The organism is Bradyrhizobium sp. USDA 4501 (genome assembly GCF_054062115.1).
Genome location: NZ_JBSSEX010000001.1, coordinates 3145425 through 3164389 on the forward strand (window position 1 = coordinate 3145425; position 18965 = coordinate 3164389).

Consider the following 18965-nt stretch of genomic DNA (forward strand, 5'->3'; position numbering starts at 1 on the left):
CTCCGGTGTCTAGATAAAAATTTCGAAACTGTTTTTTACGACCTCATCCTTTTGAAAAGCAAATTGCTGTACGAACTCCTCATCGAAGACCAGCGCGGAATTCAGATTGTCAACTCCTTCGAAGGTCGGGGCCCCCACGCCCGTCTTTCCGCGATTCTTGAAAGGGACAAGATTTTGAAGCGAGCCATCGCTGCGTACTTGGCTCACAATTGCCTTCGCCAATGTGCTTTTGCCGAGTCCGTTCGGACCATACTTGATATTCAGGGCCCCTTCGACAATCTCGATCGTTGCCTCGTCGACGCTGTTGCAATTCGATATCTTGACGGTGAATACGGCCACGATAATCCCTCTACGAACCACGCACATATGTAGCGAGAAGCATTACCTACTCTTGCAGAAATCTTATTCGCTCGCTCCTCGCTAAATGGCGAAATAGTTCCGTAGCTTCAAGCGATTCGCAAACGTTAGTGCAGCGATCCGATGGGGAACGGCCCATCGTTGATGACCCCATGCTTTGAGCCGTGTGCGCGATATTAACTATTAACTGCGCTCCTACGCCGATGCAGGCTGCTAATTGCAAGGCACGCAGGTGGGCAGATCTCCCATCAATGCCGGCCCGATCTCGACAATTGGCTTTTGGGAGCAGTGGCGGTCACCGTTGTAACCCACGATCATTGACTACACAGTGCGCTACCAGAGATCGAGGCACACAAGCCGCTCCAGCGTCGAACGCTCGGCATCTCATAGCACAAAGCAATTCTAGATTTCCAAAGACATTAGAACCCCGCATCTTTTCGTACAGCAATGATCGGGCACGTGCGCCTCCACGCCCTACTAGTTTCGGTAGCTTAACGCACGCGAGCGGCCGCATTATCAATGCCAGCTGGCAGTGAGCTCATGAATGCCCGAGTTTGCTAATCTGCCGCGGCAGTTCTGTTATTGCCTTAAGCTGGTGTCTGAGGTTCTTACAGTAGGGAAGGATCAAAGAATGCGCGCTTCCGCTTTGATAGGTATTCTTTTGCTTTCCTGGAGCGTGGAGGCTTCAGCTATTGAACTGAAGAAAAATGGCAAGTCGGTTGATGCGCCTGTTTGTGGTGGCTTTCTCGGTATACAATGCAACCCGAACCAATGGTGTCATTATCCTGAGGGAGCCCGGTGCGGACTCGGCGATCATTTCGGTGTGTGCCGGCCACGGCCGGAAGCTTGTCCGGAAGTATATATGCCGGTTTGTGGATGTGATGGCACTACTTACGGGAACGCCTGTAAAGCTGCCGCCGATGGATCGGACGTCGCTTACGTCGGCAAATGCAGGACAGGCGAGTCGGCCAAGTAGTGCGTGGTTCAAACTCCTTGAACTCCAGCTAAGCGTGCACCTCGGGCTTAGCACGAGCACGTCGCAGCCGAGCTACCGCGGTAGCTGCCGTTGGGTGCGTCAATCCCGAAGCGACTGTTCCATGCCTATTGCGGGAAATGACGAAATGACAAACCAGAGCCACCGTGAATCGGGTTCGTTTGGCTCGCCACCCACCCCGCCCACAGGCTCGATGAGCTGCTGCCCTGGAACTGGAAGACCGCGCAACAGCAAGGCCTTGCGGCACAGGCGGCTTGATGGGGCACGTCAACAAGGTCAGCCACGTGTTCACTCTCAGCCATGTCGCTGAGATGCTCGGCGAAGACGAGGATGGCTGTTCGAGGCCGCCGAAGAAATGGACACCGAGGATGGCCAGCTATGGGTCGTCGGTGTCGGTGAAGACGGGGTGATGGCTTTCACCGATGATGAAATCGAGAACCTCAAAAATCTGATCCAGATCCACAAGGACGCTCCTTGGATCATTGAAGAACGCCGCCAGGTGCTCGCGGCGATCGTTAAGCCGAAGGCCGAAAAGCCCGACGAGGTTTAGCCGGTAACCGGACAAACCGGCCAGCCGGCGGCCTACGCCGCATGCTTACCCTTTTTCAGGTGAACTTCCAACTTCTTCAGCGCCGCTCGCTTCTCAGGCAGGTAATCGTACCGGTCGCAAATTTCATCAAGATCAGTTTTGCCTCCACCGGTCACATGGTTGAGCATGATCTCGGCGATCTCACGCGCGATCCCTAGGCGCGCGAGGGTCGAGCGGAACGTGCGGCGCAAATCTCGTACTTGCCATCCGGTTACGCCTGATTGCTTATCGAGCTCCTTTTTCAGCTTCCCCCAAGAGCCGTCGTTGAAGTGCGTACCCTTGATGTGACCGGGGAAGTAATAGTCAATGGTTTTGTCTCGCCAGTTATCACCTATCTTTTCTTGCCGATCGAGGATAGCACGCGCCATCGGAAGGATCGGAATTGCGTGGGCGCGCCCATTCTTCGTGAACTCACCCGGGATGGTGAGCACACCCTTTTCTTCCCAGGCGCGTTGTAATCGGCCGATCTCGCCGTTACGGCATCCCCACAGGATAATGAGGCGGATCATATCGCCGAAGAACCCCTCGCACGCGTGCCAGATTTTCTTCAGCTCGGCATCGCAGAGAATTCGACTACGCTTCTTGTCTTTGCCAGGTGCAGGATAACCTTCCAACGGACTGCGCTTGATGTAGCGGTGGGGAGGTTTCGTGCACCAGCGGAGCATCGCCCGGAGCGCGCGGAATGCGTGAAGTTGCTCACTGGGCACGTCGGCGAGCTTCCCAAGTTCACGCTCAATCGTCGCGTCGTCAAGGTCAGCGAGCGTACATCGGAAATCTAAGCGGTTAAGGAGGCGAAGCGTCTCGGATTTGGTGCGCTCGCCTTTGCCCTTGTAGTTCTCCTCGATAAAGATGAGCTTCGCTTTTGGCACACCGACCGCGGTCACCGTAGCCACCCGGCATGCCAATTCATATTGAACACCAGAGGGGAGTCAAGCGCGCCGAGTACCTTGTGAGACGTCCGGACGGTTACTATGGGCGCCGACTGCACGACCTGTTTGCCGCCATACCCCAAGTCGGCGTAAAAAGCGTGCCCTTTGGACCCTCGACAAAGAGCTTCGGACATATTTCGTCCGATTGTCACGCACCCGGCTCGAGGTCGATTGTCGAATGCTTCCACGGACGCGACATTGCAGGCAGCATTGCATCCAATTGGGTAGCGCCGAGCTTTGACCTTGCTGAATTGATCAGACAATCAAATACTTTGAAGAGTATGGGGCCCAGGAAAGGATTGCATAGGCAGCAGATCAACTATTTGATCCTTATAACTAATTTTCCCGCTAGCGACAAGTTGTTTGCCGCCTTTACCGCCGACAGCCATTAGGGCCTCGCTTTGCGTAGGCGTTCGATTGGTCGCCTAGCGAGCGCGGAGTAACGCTCCAAGCGCTCCTCGTGGAAAAGTTGGGCTAACCGCCGTCTTCAACTCAGAATAACATTACAATTCGAAGTTTCGTTAGATCATTCAACGGGGCGCAAATGGAAACGCAGGTAAGCTCAGCTCTGGATGCTTCTTTCACATCCGTCAAGACGGCCAAAGCGCTGGTTGCAGAACAAGCCAGCAACGAGATCGTGTTTGCAGTTGTCGGTTATGTCGGCTCGGGCACGAGCGAAATCGCAACTACTTTAAAAACACTCCTGGAAAATCCAGCACTGCCTGGCGGTCGGTATGAAGCTCATATCTTGAAGGCGCGCAAAGTCATTGAAGACTGGGCAATAAACTCCGGTGAGACCGTGCCGGTCACTCCGCAGAACGACCTAGCTACTACAACGAGATTTCAAGACCTAGGCGACAAGATGCGAGCAGGCGGCGATTACGCAATAGTTGCGAGACGTCTGGTTGATGTGATTCGCCTCACCCGCGCGGCTAAGCTTGGTATTTGTAATCCGGGCGAAGACCCGGTTCCTCCCGATGGTGTGCGACGCGCCTACATACTCGATTCCATCAGGCACCCAGCAGAAGTCGAACTATTACGACGCGTTTATCAGGACGCATTCGTTTTGGTGGGAATCGTTTGCGAGGCCAAAGTTCGCCAGAACCGCATAGTAAACAAATACACAAATGCGGGCGCGGGAGATGCAGAGAAGTTCATGAGGAGAGACGCTCGCGATATCGAGAAGCATGGGCAACGTGTCTCTGATGCTTTTCATATGGCCGATTTCTTCGTCGATAACACGACCGACCAATTTCTCGAAGGGCAAGAACCGAATCCTGATTGGGACATAAGCGATAATCTATCACGACTTATCCGAATCATGACCGTCGCAGACGTTGTTCGGCCGACCATTTCGGAAACCGCAATGCATGACGCATATGGAGCTTCCCTCCAGAGCGCATGCCTGTCGCGCCAAGTGGGTGCCGCACTCCTGGACGCCACGGGAAATATTGTCGCCACCGGAACAAATGAAGTGCCACGCGCAGGAGGGGGCGTTTACGGCGAATCCTTTCAGTCTCACCAGGACGACCACCGCTGTGTATTCCAAAAGGTCGGGAAGTATTGCAGCAACACAAGAGAACAAAATACCATCATCAACAAACTTATTGAAGACATTCCAGAATTACACGCTCTCGACAATATTCGTAAGAATAAGCTGCGATTGGACCTGCGCGAGAGCCGCGTCGGCGACCTTCTGGAATTTAGTCGGGCAGTGCATGCGGAAATGGACGCTGTCTTTTCAGCCGGCCGGAAGGGCGTTACTACGATCGGGACCCGACTATTTGTGACGACATTCCCTTGTCACTATTGCGCCAGAGGCATCGTCGCCGCAGGCATTGATGAGGTGCAATACATTGAGCCGTATCCCAAAAGCCAAGCCCTATCACTTCATCCGGACGCGATTACGATCAACGCGAAGGACTGGAGGGAGCCAAGCAAAGGTGGAAATAAAGTGTTGTTTCGAGCCTTCACAGGAGTCGCTCCACGTCTTTACAAGCGGGCGTTCCTCAAAGATCGAGACCTGAAAGACTCAACCACAGGCAACTTTCAAATCGGAACGCCGGAATGGGGCTCGCCATGGCACCTTCATGGTGTCAGCTACGTGGAACTGGAATCAGCTCTAGTGAAGTCAAAATGATGAGCCGCCCTGTCAGACCAAAAGCTAATTTTCTTCAATTGGTCGACTCCGGCCCTGCGGAGCCCTTGACTGAAAACTCTTTTGCTCGACCAGCATGGCAAAACACTTTGTTTGCCAGCGCGAATCCTTCGCTGATTGTCATCGTCGACTGCGAGCACGTCACTGAACATGAGCTAACAACAACACTTGCCGGCTCGAAGCCAAAGTACGTGTTAGACATTCGCCGCGTTCCCCGATTTGACATCGGTCGCCTTACGCGACGCGCTGCTTTTGAAGCGTTCCAGGCCGCTGGAGCACAATATATCGATTTGACGAGCATTCATCGCCAGAACAAGTCTAGTTCATCCCCCGAAAGCATTGGACAAGCGATTAATGACGCTCTTTCTTTTTCGTCGAAAGATGGCGCGATAGCAGTACTGGTTGAGAACAATCAATTTTCTGAGGATTACATCACTGCTGTTTTGGACGCATTGCCTTCTGAGAACGATGAGCCCTGGGACGTGTTTAGAGTGCCGCTTGCTGCAAGCGCCGTACCAGCACCGAGCTATCGTGAAGTTGTCTTCATTAGTCATGCGAACCCGAAAGACAACGAATTCGCAGTATGGCTTGCTCAACAACTCACCCTTTGCGGATATTCCGTTTGGTGTGATGTGAACAACCTTTCGGCCGGCGACAGATTTTGGGAGGACATTGAGAATTGCATCCGTAATCGGTGCGCCAAAGTCATAGTGGTGTTATCGAAAACTTCGCAATCGGCCTCCGGCGTCCTCGACGAAATTGATCTAGCGATTCGGGTGGAAAGGGCATCTCAGCTCACGCGATTTGTTCTGCCAGTGCGACTTGATGATCTACCTTTCGCTGAAGTGCGTGCCAATCTCGGCCGAAAGAACATAATCGACTTCCATAAGAACTGGGCATCGGGACTTAAAGCGATCATAGATGTCCTTGCCCGAGATCGAGTGCCTCGGATAGACAGCGCGGGGCTTAGCGTCCTCAATTTTGTCTCGCAAAAGAACCACGCCAATCGCGTGATTGATCAACCCGAACGGTTGACGAGCAATTGGTTGGCGATCAGAAAGCTTCCGCCGTTCGTATACTATTACGACGTTGCGGCGCCCCTAGAGCAAGTCGATGCGATAGCCGCCGCCATGCGAACGCCTTCGTTCAGGCATCTTCGCCTCATCGGGACGTTTTCTGACGCGAAGCAATTCGCCCTTTCCGATCACCCTGATATACTGACCGAAAGATACAAGGTCGGTATTGAAGACTTTCTGACTGGTCACTCAACGAATGCCTCCTCCGTGAAGCCACGAGAAGCGCATAGCATAACGATCAGCATGTTGCGCCAAACTTGGAACAAAGAAATGGCTGACCGAGGCCTCAGAAGCTTCGCCATGGCCTCCAACTCTCTTGCTTGGTACATGCCGTCGAATCTTTTGGACCGCAACACAGTCACCTTCCTTGACTCCGACCAGAAAAAGCGCAGGAAGGTGATGGTGAACTGGAGCGAGCGGAGAAAGGTCTTCTGGCATTTCGCGGTCGAGGCCCGCCCTAGCCTTGGACTTCAACCAAGATATACACTTCGCCAGCACGTGATTTTTACGGCTGACGGGCAGACACCGCTTGTCAGCAAGGAGCGGATGCATGTGCTGCGCAGACGGTTTTGCAAGAGTTGGTGGAACGACCGTTGGCGCGATCTGCTCATTGGATTTGTGGCATGGCTAAATTCTTCGCCAAACAGGTTGACATTGGACGCGAGCTTGCAGGTAGAGCTTGACCAGCAACTCCTAAGCTTCGTCTCCCCTGTGTCTCTCGAAAGTGATCAAGACATCATCGACGGTCACACCGAGACGGATGATGACGAGCTTTCGGATGATGACTTTGACGTCTCGGACGAAATGGACGATCTGGGTTCAGATATGCAGGATACTAGCGAAGCATGATTGAATCCGATCGGATCGAACTCGTGCCGGAGCCGAAACTAGAGTTTGGCTTTAGGCAGCAACTGGAGGATCCCCGCGACGGTCTCTTCCTCTTCGGACCTATCGCTGATCATCGTAAGCCAGCCCAGATTCGTGCAGGGGTGATAGGGACGCAACAAGGCGTATCTATCTTCAGGGAATGGTTAAGGAAGGTTGGCTCGTTCATTCCCGCTCCGGCTAACAGTGCATCCCGCCAATTCGCGTTTCCAGGGTTTGAGGCCGCTTTCCGCACGCCCTGGCCAATAAACTCCGTTGCTGAGCTTGCCGTATCTGCAACTGACGTCGGAAACGCGATCCGCCAGAGTGACCGTCACAAAGCTATTTATGACACCGTTTCTCTGTTTGAACGTTCAATTAGGAGGCAACTCCGAGATGACGACGCGCAAGTGGACGTTTGGTTCGTCGTGATCCCGGACGAGGTTTGGCGACTTGGGCGACCACTATCCAGACTGAGCAAAGCTGAAGCGATAATTTCCAAACCTTCGATGGGCGCCCGCGTCGCTCGGCGACTATTCCGCGAACCTTCGTTGTTCTCCGAGGAAATGAACGAAGCGGAGATGTACCGCTACGAATTGAACTTTCATCATCAGCTAAAGGCGCGATTAATTAGGTCGCGGGCTGTTGTTCAGGTTGTGCGCGAGAGCACCCTTCTAGTAGGCGAAATTGACGACGCCTCCCAGAGGCGACTACAAGATGGCGCTAGCGTCGCGTGGAATCTCTGCACTACCGCCTACTTCAAGAGTGGGGGCCGACCTTGGAAGCTAGCCAACGTTCGCGAAGGTGTCTGCTATGTTGGGCTCGTCTTCAAGATGAACACGACGGATACCACTCAGGGCAACGCGTGTTGCGGGGCGCAGATGTTCTTAGACTCAGGGGATGGGCTAGTCTTTAAGGGAGCAATGGGCCCTTGGTATTCCGGCCAGACGAAGGAGTTTCATCTTCCTAGAGTTGAAGCACGGGCTTTGATGTCTAGTCTGCTTCAATCCTACTATGACGAGCACAAGCGAGAACCTGTAGAGTTATTCATCCACGGCCGCACTCGTTTTAGCAACGAAGAGTGGCAGGGCTTTCGTGAAGCTGTTCCCGAAAGAGTAAATCTAGTCGGAGTACGGATAACTCGATCTCAGGAGATGAAGCTGTTTGCCACGGGTCGTTTGCCAATCCTACGTGGCACGACCTATCGGCTCAGCCAAAGGCGTGCATTGCTTTGGACAAGTGGTTTCATTCCCCAGCTTGGAACGTATCCCGGCCGTGAGACGCCGAACCCACTTCTTATAGAAATAGCGCGGGGAGAAGCAAATCTTTCAACGGTTGTTGCGGACGTCATGGGTTTAACGAAGGTGAACTTCAACGCATGCCTCTTCGCTGATGGATTGCCTGTGACGTTGCGGTTCGCGGACGCTGTCGGAGAAATCTTGACGGCCGCACCAATCTCGGAAGGTGCCCCGCTGCCATTCCGGCATTACATTTAGCGAAGAAGCATTCCTCGCTCCTCACACTTGGTACCCGCGAGGCCGGGCGAGATCAGCTCGGGGTCCCAACGATGAGCGGCTTCCTCGTAGCAACGGCAAGCGGATCTCTCCCCGTGCCCGGTCAGTGGATTGGAAACAGCACAAGGCGCCAATGCCTACCAAAACCGCCTAGCGCCGAAGCAAGAATCTAAGATCACCGAGGCTTTGCCTGTCGCGAATGCCCCTATAACGAGCGCAGCGATGAGAGCGAAGAATAACAGTGTGGAAATCTTACCTTCCACGCTGAAACCGGACCAGCCGACAGAGACACGCTCGCGTTCGTGATGATTTTGCTCGCTCATCTTGCAGCACCTCCCGCAAGGCCGTCGGCTAGTTAAAGCGAAATTAGCGATTCGGACAAGGAATCAATTCTCCAGAGATGGCTCGCCTGTTGACACAGTCTAAGCGGGTTATCTCAAACCGGGGGCACGCTCGGCTCCAGGGGAACTATATTGAAGGACTTCAGCTTTGAACGTTGTGGCGTTGTTTCTCAGATAGTGCCTGTCAACAATCCTTCGCAATTCCTCAGACCGCGACGAAGACTGCGCACCGATGATAACTTCGGCTAGTTGAAGCTCGTTATCGAACGGCAGAAAATGTAATCGCCCTTCCTCGGTGCAATTCTCTAGCGGTACGAGGATGCGATGCTCCTTCTCGTTCTTCCAGCTCGCGAACTTGGTTTCGATGATTGCATCTTCTAAACCCTGGTCGGCTGAGTCGCCTGAAAATTCGGTCATTCTATCGGTGACGTACTTCACCTTACGCAGGATGTTGCGTTTTACATTGAAGCCCAAGCAAATTCCGGTGTGCCTGGCGCCATAGTGCGTCCACAGTACCGGGTCTACCCAGTCACCGCTAAAGCAAACGACGCCGTTCATTTCGTCGAACTCGCGTTTGAACTTGCTCATTGACTTCCGCAGGATCGAGCTCGCGAACTTCGGCGCTAATAGTTCGAATGGATCGTTCAGCAAGCTGAAGCGTGCCACCTTAATACGGCCGAAAACGATATTGCTGAGCGCGTGCTCGGCTGAAGTGATATAGTATACCCGCTGATATTTTTTTATCCGGCGGGGCGGTAATGGCGGCGCTGCCCATTTTCGAATGGGTAAGGCGGGTCCGTCCAAAATCGGCGTAGGTGATTGTTCAAAGGCATCGCTCTAAATCCAGGCGCCGCGAAAGAGCCGCGCAGCCAACGCGGCATCAAATCATAGGGAAAGGCTGGCTGCCAAGCGGTCCGATTTGGATTGCTAGCGGAAATTCATGTAGCGATGAGCTTAGACAACAGCGATCACCTGTGACGCTCCGCCGGCCAAAGCCGCTTGCAGAGTATCGTATCTGAGACGTGATCTCGTGGCGGCGGCTCGATGCTTTCCCCCGTACCCTTAGCCAACTTCTGAAGCCTTCTTCATCCAATGGAATGACCGGGTTGCCCCCATACCGTTCATCCGTAACCTTGTTGAATTCACGAAAGGCGACGCTGACGCCGACTATGGGACACTTACATCTTTGCTGCATTGGAAGACAGACAGCGCTACGATCACGCGGAAAGTACTAGCCGAGGTCTACAATCGCGTGTTCCATTCAACCATAACGCTGCCCGATGGCGGCGGCTCTGTATTGTCGGACGTTTTCACTGCCGCCAAGGAATGCCTCGACGCGACGGAAGGTATGAACTTCGAGAATAAAGTCGTCTTGTCGATAGCCACGCGAATCGCTGCTGAACACTTCATGGCCGAACGAATAAAGGATGAGAAGCTGCTAGCTGGTATAACTTCGGCCCAAACCCCTAAGCTGCTCAGAGAGTACAAAAAGCAGTTCGGGACGGAAACCGCCAACATTGCGATCATTGAACGAGTGATGTTGATGACCCCGGAGAACATCCATTTGAACTCGTTCATGTATGAGCCCATCATCGACATGTCCGACGATCATCTTCGAAGGCTATATCAGGAGGTTGAGACGCTCAGTTGCGGCGGCTAGTTTTGGCCTTCTCTTGGAGTGGCTGTGAATCGTCGGCCTTTTTGCCCGAATGATCACGGGAATTAGTTGCCCGCCTTGTTTTAACACGCGGCCGTTCGGCCTGTTCGCAATAACTTCCCCCGCGGAATACACGCGGCACAGTGCAAGGAGGTGCGCCCATGCGACAATCTCATCAAGCTGGCAGTGCACCGAACACTCCCCGGCGATACCGGCGAAGTTGAAGCGATCGGCAATGCCGAACTGGTTGGTAGACCGCCACTGAGGCGCCAGCATTCGCTGCCTTGGCAAGCCCTTAGACGCCCCTGGAGACACCCCCTGACGCCGTGTCCAAGCCACTGACCCAGGGGATAAAGCGCCGAATTAACAGCGATGCCAAGGGGTTACCTCTTCCTTCCTTCGGGCCAATTCCAACACGACCGTCTGCGAGCTAGCTCGTCGCCTGCCTCCGAGGCTCACCGCCTCATCGGAGGCAGCGTGGTCGCGTTGAAAGCCGCCGAGGGGACTCCATCGATCATAAGCTTCAGGTAGATGCGATAATTCGGTAGCTGCAATAGATCGATCTCATCAAATCGTCCCTGAAACTCCCGAGCAAGATTTGGCGCATCCTCCGAGCCAACTCTGAACGAAATAATCGTTCCGGCATTTCCCAGAACCGCGTGGCGCACGTCTGGTTCAAGCTGATGAAGGTACTGGTGGGCGACGGTAAAGCCGACCCGATACTTGCGAAGCTCTGAAAACATATTCGCCATGGCGAGCGTCGTAAAGTTTTGAAATTCGTCAACGTAGACGAAAAAGGGGCGTCTTTCATACTCGGGCAGGTCCGCGCGACTAAACGCAGCAAGCCCGAGCGTCGTGACGAGCAATCCGCCCAGGAGCGACGAGCTGTCCTCACCGATTTGCCCTTTGGCCAGGTTCACCAGCAGTACTTTGCGCTCATCCATGATTTGCCGCACGTGGAGATCATGCTGGGGAGCAGTCAGAAGTCTGTTGAGTATCGGATCTGAAAGGAAGGCGCCAACTTTGTTCTGGATCGGCGCTGTGCTGTCGGCACGATAGCCAAACGAGAATCGCTCAAACTCTTTTATGAAGAACGTCCTGACCGTCTCATTCTTCAAGTGTCGCGCAATCTCGGCGCGGAACTTTCGGTCCGACAGGATACGCAGCACGTCGTGCATCGTGGCGTGCGGTTGCTCCAGCAGCGCCATCAGCACATTTCGCAAAATGTGCTCCATGCGAACGCCCCATGCATCCGGCCACATTTTCTTGAACACTTCGATGAAGCCAGAAGCGGCGAGCGCGATCCGATCCTCACGGACATGCCGCAGGGGATTGTAGCCATACGGCTGGGATGGATCGCATGCGTTTAAGTAGACCACGTCTGACGCACGTCTCGTCGGAACTTGAACCGCGACGCGCCCCACCAAATCGCCGTGGGGGTCGATAAGAGCAAGTCCACATCCGTGCTCAATGTCCTGGAGCGCCATCGTCTCGATTAAAGTCGACTTTCCGGTACCCGTTTTACCGATGATGTAGATGTGCGAGAAGCGGTCTTCATCCTTGATTCCAAAGGCGCAATGGTCGTTGCGGTGATCGGTACGGGCGAAGTGTGTTATTCCGGGTGACATGAGCCACATCTTCTCGCTCCATACGCACTTACAGAGAGGGTGTAACGCCCTCCCAGGTCACGTCGGCGTCGTGACCTAGGAGCACGATTTCGCCTCTCTACTCAATTGGCGTTAGCCGCGACAATCGTTGCAGATTTGATCTTTCACGTTCCGCCCTGCGATCCGGGACCTGCATGCGTGTCCGGGTTTCGGTGGCGAGGCGGAGGCATCGCGACGAGCGTCCATACGATCGATTGAGCATTTCTTCTGATTTCGCTCGGTAGTGGACGCTCGCTCCGCCTCGCGAACGAGCACCCGAATGGGTCGGGTGCTCGTAGCGAGGAGGACACGATGTCCAACATTGCTCTTTCCCAGAATGCGCTAAAGCTGATGAGACTTTGCGATGTCGAAGGCTACGAGAGCCTCGACGATCTTCTGTTAGCCGTCGCACTTAAGGACTCGGTGTGTCCGGCCATCTGCATGACGGAAGGATGTGACCACATTGCAACAATGGAGCCTGATCAGGACCAGGGGTTTTGCGAAGCCTGCGGCGGCAACACGGTTGTATCAGTGCTTGTGCTCGCCGGATTCATCTAGGAGGCCGGTCATGCAGCTCAGAAACGTTCATCACTATGCGGAGGAGAGCGATGATGAATAAGATCGCTGTTCTCAACGATGAGTTCCGCCGCACATTCCGCGGGGGACGAATCATGCTCACGTGCGGCGTTGCCGCCCTTCCCGATATGGTGACTGCGAAGGCGCTTCAGTTGGTTGCTGCTTATGCTCAATTCACAGAAGACAACGATCCGTACGGAGAGCACGATTTCGGCAGTTTCGACTTGGTCAATCGCACGTTCTTTTGGAAGATCGACTACTTCGATGAACGTTGTGAGTTCGGATCAGAAGATCCGAGCGATCCTAACCGGACGACGCGCGTGCTGACGCTCATGCTCGCAACCGAGTACTGATAAGGCAAGAAGTGACCGCCCCCATCTAGACAAGCCGAATTGATGCTCCAGCAGCAGGAGCATCGGTGCGGGGAAGATCGGATGGCCTGCCGGACAGCATGTGCCTGTTAGACGCCCGATCAGTGCGGATTTGCTTCGGACGGTTTGTCCAGCCCTCGCTTAAGCGGGGGCTTTTTTTTATAAGGGCGACGTAACAGACAAACTGCACAAGCTGGACGGGAATTCGGAAATGAGTGCAGTCACACCTCTTGGGGATTGATGAAATCAGCTCTGACGTCGACATCTTATTCTCTCAACGTCGGCGGAGCTGGATGCGGAGACATCTCGGATCGGGGCTTGAGTATTTTGGTTTGGGTATTCACCTGGTCGACTCGTCCAACCGCACCGATGAAGTCACAATGTCCGGTCTATGAAGACCCGAGGCACAAGTATATTCGATCGGGTATGCTACCCATCGGCCACCAGGTCTCGCCTGAACGGCTCGAAGAGCTTCGTCGTATATACAAAGAGGTCTCGGGGGAAGAGATCACCGTTGCAGAGGCGACTGATATCACGCATCGTCTCCTTGCGCTCTATAGGTTGAAGTCGCGCCCCTTGCCCGCCGAACACGAGCAGCCTCCTCCTTCGCCATCACCTCCGAGGAGCCGTTTCTAGATGTCGACAAGGTACGCCAGCTCCGCGCAAAGCTGGAAAAGGGCATTGCACCCCTCAAGAGCAGTGAAGGTGGTGAATTGCAGATAGAATATACTCTCAAGCGCGCCCGGACTGCACGATGGCAACCAAGGCTCGGCTCCTTCAGACAGAAGCTTTCTTTATGCCCGAAACGATTCTTGCATTACTCCACTTACGGCTCGTCCAGTGAGGCCGTCTGTCCACGCCTCTACTACGTCTGGCAGACCCCCATTGCGTCAGCGCCAGCCTGCGCTCAAAAATCAACTACCAACGTTAGCTGTTGATCCAATGGCGGGAGCACGTCAAACTTCTCCTGATGAGCATTGGGCTGGCCAGTTGGGGGCTTACAATGTATCGATCGTTGATCGTCGCGTCACTCCTGATGTGCTACGCAGCAAATTCGGCTCGCACCGACCCGATCCTTTGTCCCAGACAGAAGGAGCCGGCTTGTCAGGACATTCTTCCAGCGCACGAGATTAATTGCGACCGAGCTTTCTGCAACGTCGCGAAAAGCTCGAACGACGGCCGGACGTCTTGTCTGTGGACCTGCGCGGCGCACTTCGAGAATTTCAGCATCAACGGCATACCTCTTCAATCGCTATTCGACGCTCTTAAGAAGTCGCAACAGCAGCAGTGACGCTTGGAGCGATAATCATGAAACGGGCGAGCACGTCGGCCGCCGCGGCGACAGCGATATCCGTAACCCTGGCCGGATGCGGGACTCACATCCCCAAATGCAAGAAGCCTGGGAGACTTCTCGTACACCGGTGCTTACGGCGGGTGGTTATTTGGAGTTCAAGATACGCGAGAAGATCTACTGCGACATCGTTCAGGCCGTGCACGACAACGACTCACTATTGCCGGCCAAGTGGGGAGCACAGACGACGGTTGATCTTCAGGTCGACGAGACCGGGGCCTTGAATCCGGGCGTTTCCTTTATCGATCCTTTGACGGATGGTCAATCGCGGTCGCTCGGGCTCGGAGCGACACTTTCGTCCCAAGGTACGCGAGAGGATAAGTTCGGCACCTACTGGAACCTCGACAAGCTCCGCAAGTTCTCGGGCGGCACCTGTGATCAGGACAGGCCCGCACTCCATGGTTCGTCGCTCTTATTGGAAAGCCACTTGGGAATCTCGGAATGGTTAAGGGACCGGCTACAGTCCGAGCTAGCGCTCCCGTCATCTCAGTTACCCACGGATGCCGGCGATACGTTCAAGCAGGACGTACTGTCCTACCACGTGAAGTTCGTTCTGATCTCTTCGGGCACCATCAACCCGGTCTGGAAACTGGTCCGTTTTTCAGCCGGCGACGGGTCGACGTTGGCGTCAGTGAACCGCACGCGGACGCACGATCTTCTTATAACGTTCGGTCCGGCCTTCAAACCAGGCACCGCCAATGTCGCACTTATTTCCCATCAAGCCCAGGAAATCGGTATTGCAGTCTCGAACGGCAATCGGACGGTGTGCCCGCGCTGATCCGCTCTTCATAACGCAATAGCATAGCGGATCGGCCACGTGGCACGATGACCAAATGCCATGCTCGATATCAGACAGGAAGGTGATTTCTATCGTCGCGTCGGGGTGAATTACCCGGGGGACGTCGCCGGCAACGACGCAGCTGCGACCAGCAGTGGACATTTCGATTGATCCCGATCAAGGCCCGTCTTGCATCCTTTGGTTACACTCACTTGGATTTCTAAAGGCGCCAGCCATGCCGTTCGACCGTCGAGACGTTCTGCGCGCCCTGCTTGGATTCGAAGCTAGCTCCACGAACTACGCGTCGCCTGCGGCGGCAGCATCCATGACTTATGAGGATGTTGCACGCGAGATTCGAGCCCCGTTGCTGAGCGCACCAAGAGATCAGGAACTCGTGCGGTTTGCCAGCCTTGCCGCCAACAGCCACAACACGCAGCCTTGGCGTTTCAACGCGAGCGATACACGGATCACCATTACTCCAGACTATGCACGCAGGTGCCCGGCGGTGGATCCGGACGATCATCACCTATTCGTCAGCCTCGGATGCGCGACGGAGAACCTCGTGCTGGCGGCGTCCGCCATTGGACTCAGGGCCAGCCCCCGCGTCGACGGTGACGCCATTACCGTGGGGCTTGAGCCGGGACCGGTTGTCAAGTCGACGCAATTTGAAGCCATACCTGTACGCCAATGCACGCGCGCCAAGTATGACGGCCGACCGGAAGGCGGCCTGGCGCTACTCGAGAAGGCTTGCGCAGAACCCGGCGTGTCGGCAATCTTCATAACCGACAAAACGGGAATCGCGAACGTCATCGACTACGTGCTTCAGGGCAATTCGGCGCAAATGCGCGACAAGGCCTTCATGGATGAACTGGTGAGTTGGATGCGTTTCAGCGAGGCCGACGCGGTTACGGCGATGGACGGCTTGTTCTCGCGCGCCACCGGCAACCTCGCTTTGCCGGGTTGGATCGCGCGGCCGCTTCTTCGGTTATTCTTCACCGAGAGCGGAGAGAACCAGAAATATCGCGAGCATATCGAAAGCTCGGCCGGCATTGTCATCCTGACCGCCGATGCCGCTGACAGAGCTCATTGGGTCGCGGTGGGTCGTTCATGCCAACGCTTCGGGCTGCAGGTGACAGCTCTTGGTCTCAAGTATGCGTTCATCAATCAACCCGTCGAGGTGGCGGCGTTGAGAACGCAATTTGCCTCATATCTCGGCATCGGGCAGCGTCGCCCAGACATCGTCATGCGGTTTGGCGCGGGACCCGATCTGCCAAAGTCACTACGCCGGCCGCCGCAAAAAGTGATCGCTACGCCGTGATCACAATATTCGCCACAGTATCATTTATCTCCCAGAAGGCCGGGTATGCTGCACCATTCTCCTTGCCGGTACCGAAAACAATGTTCCGCGCACCGTCTTCCGTATCCACTCCCAACGTTTCCTTTGCGAGGCCAAGTTCCTTCGCGCCGACAGTCGCTTCAAGCGTAGCAAATAGTCGAAGGCCAGCTCAGCGTTCACCGCTCCTACGCTTAGGTCGCGGCTGTTTGACCGTAAACTCTCGAGCCCTTGAATGTTGCTTTTGTGCATCGACGGGCCGAACGTCATCACGCCTTCAAGGCGCCCGTTGGGGAAGACGCCAAGCGCGAAGAAAGCATTGTTGACCGTCTTGTGGCTGTAAGGGAGCCGGATGATCATCTCGTCGGCATCCATTTTAATATTGGCGCGACGCGGATTTCCCTAGCTTGTCCGATGGGTGGTCACTGAGTTCGTGATTTCAAGGCTCCGGTTCGGGTCGGTCCGCAGCCCACAACAGCCAGTCGCGGAGAGGCCAATGCTCTGAATTCACTTCCGCTTTTAGGCACGGCGGATATTGCCGGACTTGCTGCTAGCTCGACCCGGTCGAGAATGACCCCAAGCCGTCTTGGCCACGGACGTCGCTCGTGGTGCAGCATTCTGTTACTGTAGCTTTTCTCATTGTTGAAAATCGACCAATGGAGCAGGCGCATGCCAAACAGCCAGCAGATCGCGGCGAAGTCGAACAGCCCGGTGCCGCAGGGTTATGTGCTTGGTGCCAGCGAGGGTGAACACCTGATCCATTTTCGTGATGGCGGCAACATCTTCATCATGGTCGACCCCGTAACGGGATCCAACAATCTCGGCCTTGGTACGCAGCAGTTACCCAAGGGGTCAGGCATTCCGGTTCACCGACACCTCGACAGGGACGAAGTTTTCTACGTTCTGGAAGGCAGTGGCACGGTTACACTCAATGAGGTGTGTCACTCTTGCGAAAGAGGTGGAACGATTTTCATACCCAAGAACACGTGGCATGGCTTCAGTAGTCCAGATCAGGAACTGGTTCTGCTGTGGATCATGGCACCCCCAGGCCTCGATGGTTTCTTTCGCGAAACCTGCAGCCGACCCGACGAACCGCGAAAGGAATTGACGCAGGAGCAGATCAACTCGATCGCTCTCAAATATGGGCAAGAATTCAGGTAGGCGGGCTCAAACATTTGCCCACAAGAGCAAGGACGCGGATCCCGGAATTGGCCCATCGCGACATTTCGCTGCGCTGCGATACTTGGTCGGCATCGAGGGCATAGCGGACATCGAGCAAGCCGCACCGATCAATCTCGATTTATGCGGCGCGCCCTAGTCTTACTGCGTCACAAACGAAGCATCAGAGGCACAATCCCGGGTCTATGGTTCGCAAGCTCGTTTCGTAGGATCCGATCATGCACATCACCGTCACCACGTAACACCCCGAGCGGCTCGAAGAGTTTCGACGCATATACAAGGAAGTTTCGGTAGGAGGAGATCACTACACCGGGGGTGACTGATATCGCCGCATCGTCTCCTCGCGCTTTATGAATTGATTTCGCGCCCCTTGCCCGGCGAGCACGAGAAGCCTCCTCCTTCGAAGCGCTGCCGGAGACGCTTATGGTCCGTGGGATGTGCTGGCCATCTTCGGTTTGCAGTTCCCGGAGTAGTTCTTGTGCCCATGCGGCACGTCACCAGTTAACGTTGTAACGTCGTCGTCGACTCCCAGCTGATGAGTTTCTCATGAAGCCTTCGAGTCGCTCCAAAGCGGGTGACGCGATTTCTGCGCGAGTGTGCGATTGTGATATATTGATCATATGAAAAGTCTTTTGAAAGAGGCGATGGCAGAAGTGGCACGACTTCCCGAAGCGACTCAGGACAAGATCGGCGAGGAGCTGCTTCTGCATGTCGACAAGGTGCGCCAGCTCCGCGCAAAGCTTGAAAAGGGTATTGCATCGCTCGAGAGCGACGAAGGCCGTGAATTGCAGATAGAAGATATTCTCAAGCGCGCCCGAACTGCATGACGGCAAACAAATCGCGGCTCGTTTGGTCTACGGATGCAGAAGATGATCTCATCCAGCTGTTGCGTTACGGCGCCCGCGAGTGGTCGCAGGATGTTTCCGATGCGCATGGACAAACAATTTGGCAGAGCTGTAGCCGCCTCCTTCAGCATTCGGAGCTTGGCCGATTGCGCGACGATCTCATTCCCAGCCTACGATCAATCGTTATAGATCCACATGTCGTATTCTATCGGGTGTCCGATGATGCGATCGAAATCGTCCGCGTGATCCACCAACGCGAAGATACTGAAACTGTTTTTCAGTGAGACGGCGCTCTCAGCAGGGTTTGACAGTGAGCTCAAATCTCATTCCTCAACGAGCAGCACCGGACAGCTACTATGGGCCCGGCCCCAATGGCGGATACTGGCGTCAATCTAATGTTCGATCCG

The 18965-nt window shown here is 54.8% G+C and carries 18 protein-coding genes; 13 read left to right on the top strand and 5 right to left on the bottom strand.

The window, feature by feature from the left end:
* Nucleotides 1–9 precede the first annotated feature (9 nt).
* On the bottom strand, nt 10–339 hold the full coding sequence (locus tag ACVWZM_RS14475; RefSeq protein WP_456853653.1) for a hypothetical protein: 330 nt from the start codon (nt 337–339) through the stop codon (nt 10–12).
* Nucleotides 340–901: 562 nt separating this feature from the next.
* Between ACVWZM_RS14475 and ACVWZM_RS14480 the strand changes: the two genes are divergently transcribed.
* Both ACVWZM_RS14480 and ACVWZM_RS14485 read left to right on the top strand, forming a co-directional pair.
* The gene (locus ACVWZM_RS14480; protein ID WP_456853655.1) at nt 902–1333 is read left to right on the top strand and encodes a hypothetical protein; all 432 of its coding nucleotides are present in this window, start codon (nt 902–904) and stop codon (nt 1331–1333) included.
* A 373-nt stretch (nt 1334–1706) separates the two neighbouring features.
* Entirely contained in the window at nt 1707–1901 is a 195-nt protein-coding gene (locus tag ACVWZM_RS14485) for a hypothetical protein (protein WP_456853657.1), read from the top strand.
* 32 nt (nt 1902–1933) lie between these two features.
* Here the strand turns inward: ACVWZM_RS14485 and ACVWZM_RS14490 are convergent, their stop codons facing one another.
* A complete protein-coding gene (locus tag ACVWZM_RS14490) occupies nt 1934–2824 on the bottom strand; it encodes a site-specific integrase (RefSeq protein WP_456853659.1) in 891 nt (296 codons plus the stop codon).
* Between the two features lie 589 nt (nt 2825–3413).
* Between ACVWZM_RS14490 and ACVWZM_RS14495 the strand changes: the two genes are divergently transcribed.
* From ACVWZM_RS14495 to ACVWZM_RS14505, 3 genes are read left to right on the top strand one after another with little or no spacing between them, the layout of a single operon-like run.
* The gene (locus tag ACVWZM_RS14495; RefSeq protein ID WP_456853661.1) at nt 3414–5009 is read left to right on the top strand and encodes an anti-phage dCTP deaminase; all 1596 of its coding nucleotides are present in this window, start codon (nt 3414–3416) and stop codon (nt 5007–5009) included.
* On the top strand, nt 5006–6952 hold the full coding sequence (locus ACVWZM_RS14500) for a toll/interleukin-1 receptor domain-containing protein (RefSeq protein ID WP_456853663.1): 1947 nt from the start codon (nt 5006–5008) through the stop codon (nt 6950–6952). The genes ACVWZM_RS14495 and ACVWZM_RS14500 overlap by 4 nt, the downstream gene beginning before the upstream one ends.
* Complete coding sequence (locus ACVWZM_RS14505; protein WP_456853665.1) at nt 6949–8463, top strand: argonaute/piwi family protein; 1515 nt, start codon at nt 6949–6951, stop codon at nt 8461–8463. The genes ACVWZM_RS14500 and ACVWZM_RS14505 overlap by 4 nt, the downstream gene beginning before the upstream one ends.
* A 449-nt stretch (nt 8464–8912) precedes the next feature.
* Here the strand turns inward: ACVWZM_RS14505 and ACVWZM_RS14510 are convergent, their stop codons facing one another.
* Nucleotides 8913–9410 carry a DUF2971 domain-containing protein gene (locus tag ACVWZM_RS14510; protein ID WP_456853667.1) on the bottom strand — a complete coding sequence of 166 codons (498 nt, stop codon included), beginning with the start codon at nt 9408–9410 and terminating at the stop codon, nt 8913–8915.
* A gap of 598 nt (nt 9411–10008) precedes the next feature.
* On the opposite strand from ACVWZM_RS14510, the gene ACVWZM_RS14515 reads away from it, so the two are divergent.
* Nucleotides 10009–10482 (top strand): hypothetical protein, encoded by a 474-nt coding sequence (locus ACVWZM_RS14515; protein WP_456853669.1) that lies wholly within the window; start codon nt 10009–10011, stop codon nt 10480–10482.
* Between the two features lie 452 nt (nt 10483–10934).
* Here ACVWZM_RS14515 and ACVWZM_RS14520 read toward each other — a convergent pair whose 3' ends face one another.
* The gene (locus ACVWZM_RS14520) at nt 10935–12116 is read right to left on the bottom strand and encodes a type IV secretion system DNA-binding domain-containing protein (protein WP_456853671.1); all 1182 of its coding nucleotides are present in this window, start codon (nt 12114–12116) and stop codon (nt 10935–10937) included.
* A gap of 321 nt (nt 12117–12437) precedes the next feature.
* On the opposite strand from ACVWZM_RS14520, the gene ACVWZM_RS14525 reads away from it, so the two are divergent.
* The 4 genes from ACVWZM_RS14525 to ACVWZM_RS14540 all read left to right on the top strand — a co-directional run bounded on the left by ACVWZM_RS14525 (nt 12438) and on the right by ACVWZM_RS14540 (nt 16519).
* Complete coding sequence (locus ACVWZM_RS14525; RefSeq protein WP_456816951.1) at nt 12438–12683, top strand: hypothetical protein; 246 nt, start codon at nt 12438–12440, stop codon at nt 12681–12683.
* 50 nt (nt 12684–12733) lie between these two features.
* Nucleotides 12734–13054 (top strand): DUF3768 domain-containing protein, encoded by a 321-nt coding sequence (locus ACVWZM_RS14530; RefSeq protein WP_456816950.1) that lies wholly within the window; start codon nt 12734–12736, stop codon nt 13052–13054.
* A 1406-nt stretch (nt 13055–14460) separates the two neighbouring features.
* Nucleotides 14461–15201, top strand: coding sequence for a hypothetical protein (locus ACVWZM_RS14535; RefSeq protein WP_456853673.1), 741 nt, complete (start codon nt 14461–14463; stop codon nt 15199–15201).
* Nucleotides 15202–15436: 235 nt separating this feature from the next.
* Nucleotides 15437–16519 (top strand): Acg family FMN-binding oxidoreductase, encoded by a 1083-nt coding sequence (locus ACVWZM_RS14540; protein ID WP_456853675.1) that lies wholly within the window; start codon nt 15437–15439, stop codon nt 16517–16519.
* A 24-nt stretch (nt 16520–16543) separates the two neighbouring features.
* Here the strand turns inward: ACVWZM_RS14540 and ACVWZM_RS14545 are convergent, their stop codons facing one another.
* Nucleotides 16544–16909, bottom strand: a complete 366-nt coding sequence (locus ACVWZM_RS14545; protein WP_456853677.1) for a Mom family adenine methylcarbamoylation protein — start codon at nt 16907–16909, stop codon at nt 16544–16546.
* A 294-nt stretch (nt 16910–17203) separates the two neighbouring features.
* Here ACVWZM_RS14545 and ACVWZM_RS14550 point away from each other — a divergent pair, with 294 nt between their 5' ends.
* The 3 genes from ACVWZM_RS14550 (at nt 17204) to ACVWZM_RS14560 (ending at nt 18842) form a co-directional block, all read left to right on the top strand.
* Nucleotides 17204–17695: a cupin domain-containing protein gene (locus ACVWZM_RS14550; RefSeq protein WP_456853679.1), complete on the top strand. Its 492-nt coding sequence runs from the start codon at nt 17204–17206 to the stop codon at nt 17693–17695.
* Nucleotides 17696–18333: 638 nt separating this feature from the next.
* Entirely contained in the window at nt 18334–18540 is a 207-nt protein-coding gene (locus ACVWZM_RS14555; protein ID WP_456816946.1) for a hypothetical protein, read from the top strand.
* Nucleotides 18537–18842, top strand: a complete 306-nt coding sequence (locus ACVWZM_RS14560) for a type II toxin-antitoxin system RelE/ParE family toxin (RefSeq protein ID WP_456853681.1) — start codon at nt 18537–18539, stop codon at nt 18840–18842. The genes ACVWZM_RS14555 and ACVWZM_RS14560 overlap by 4 nt, the downstream gene beginning before the upstream one ends.
* Nucleotides 18843–18965 lie beyond the last annotated feature (123 nt).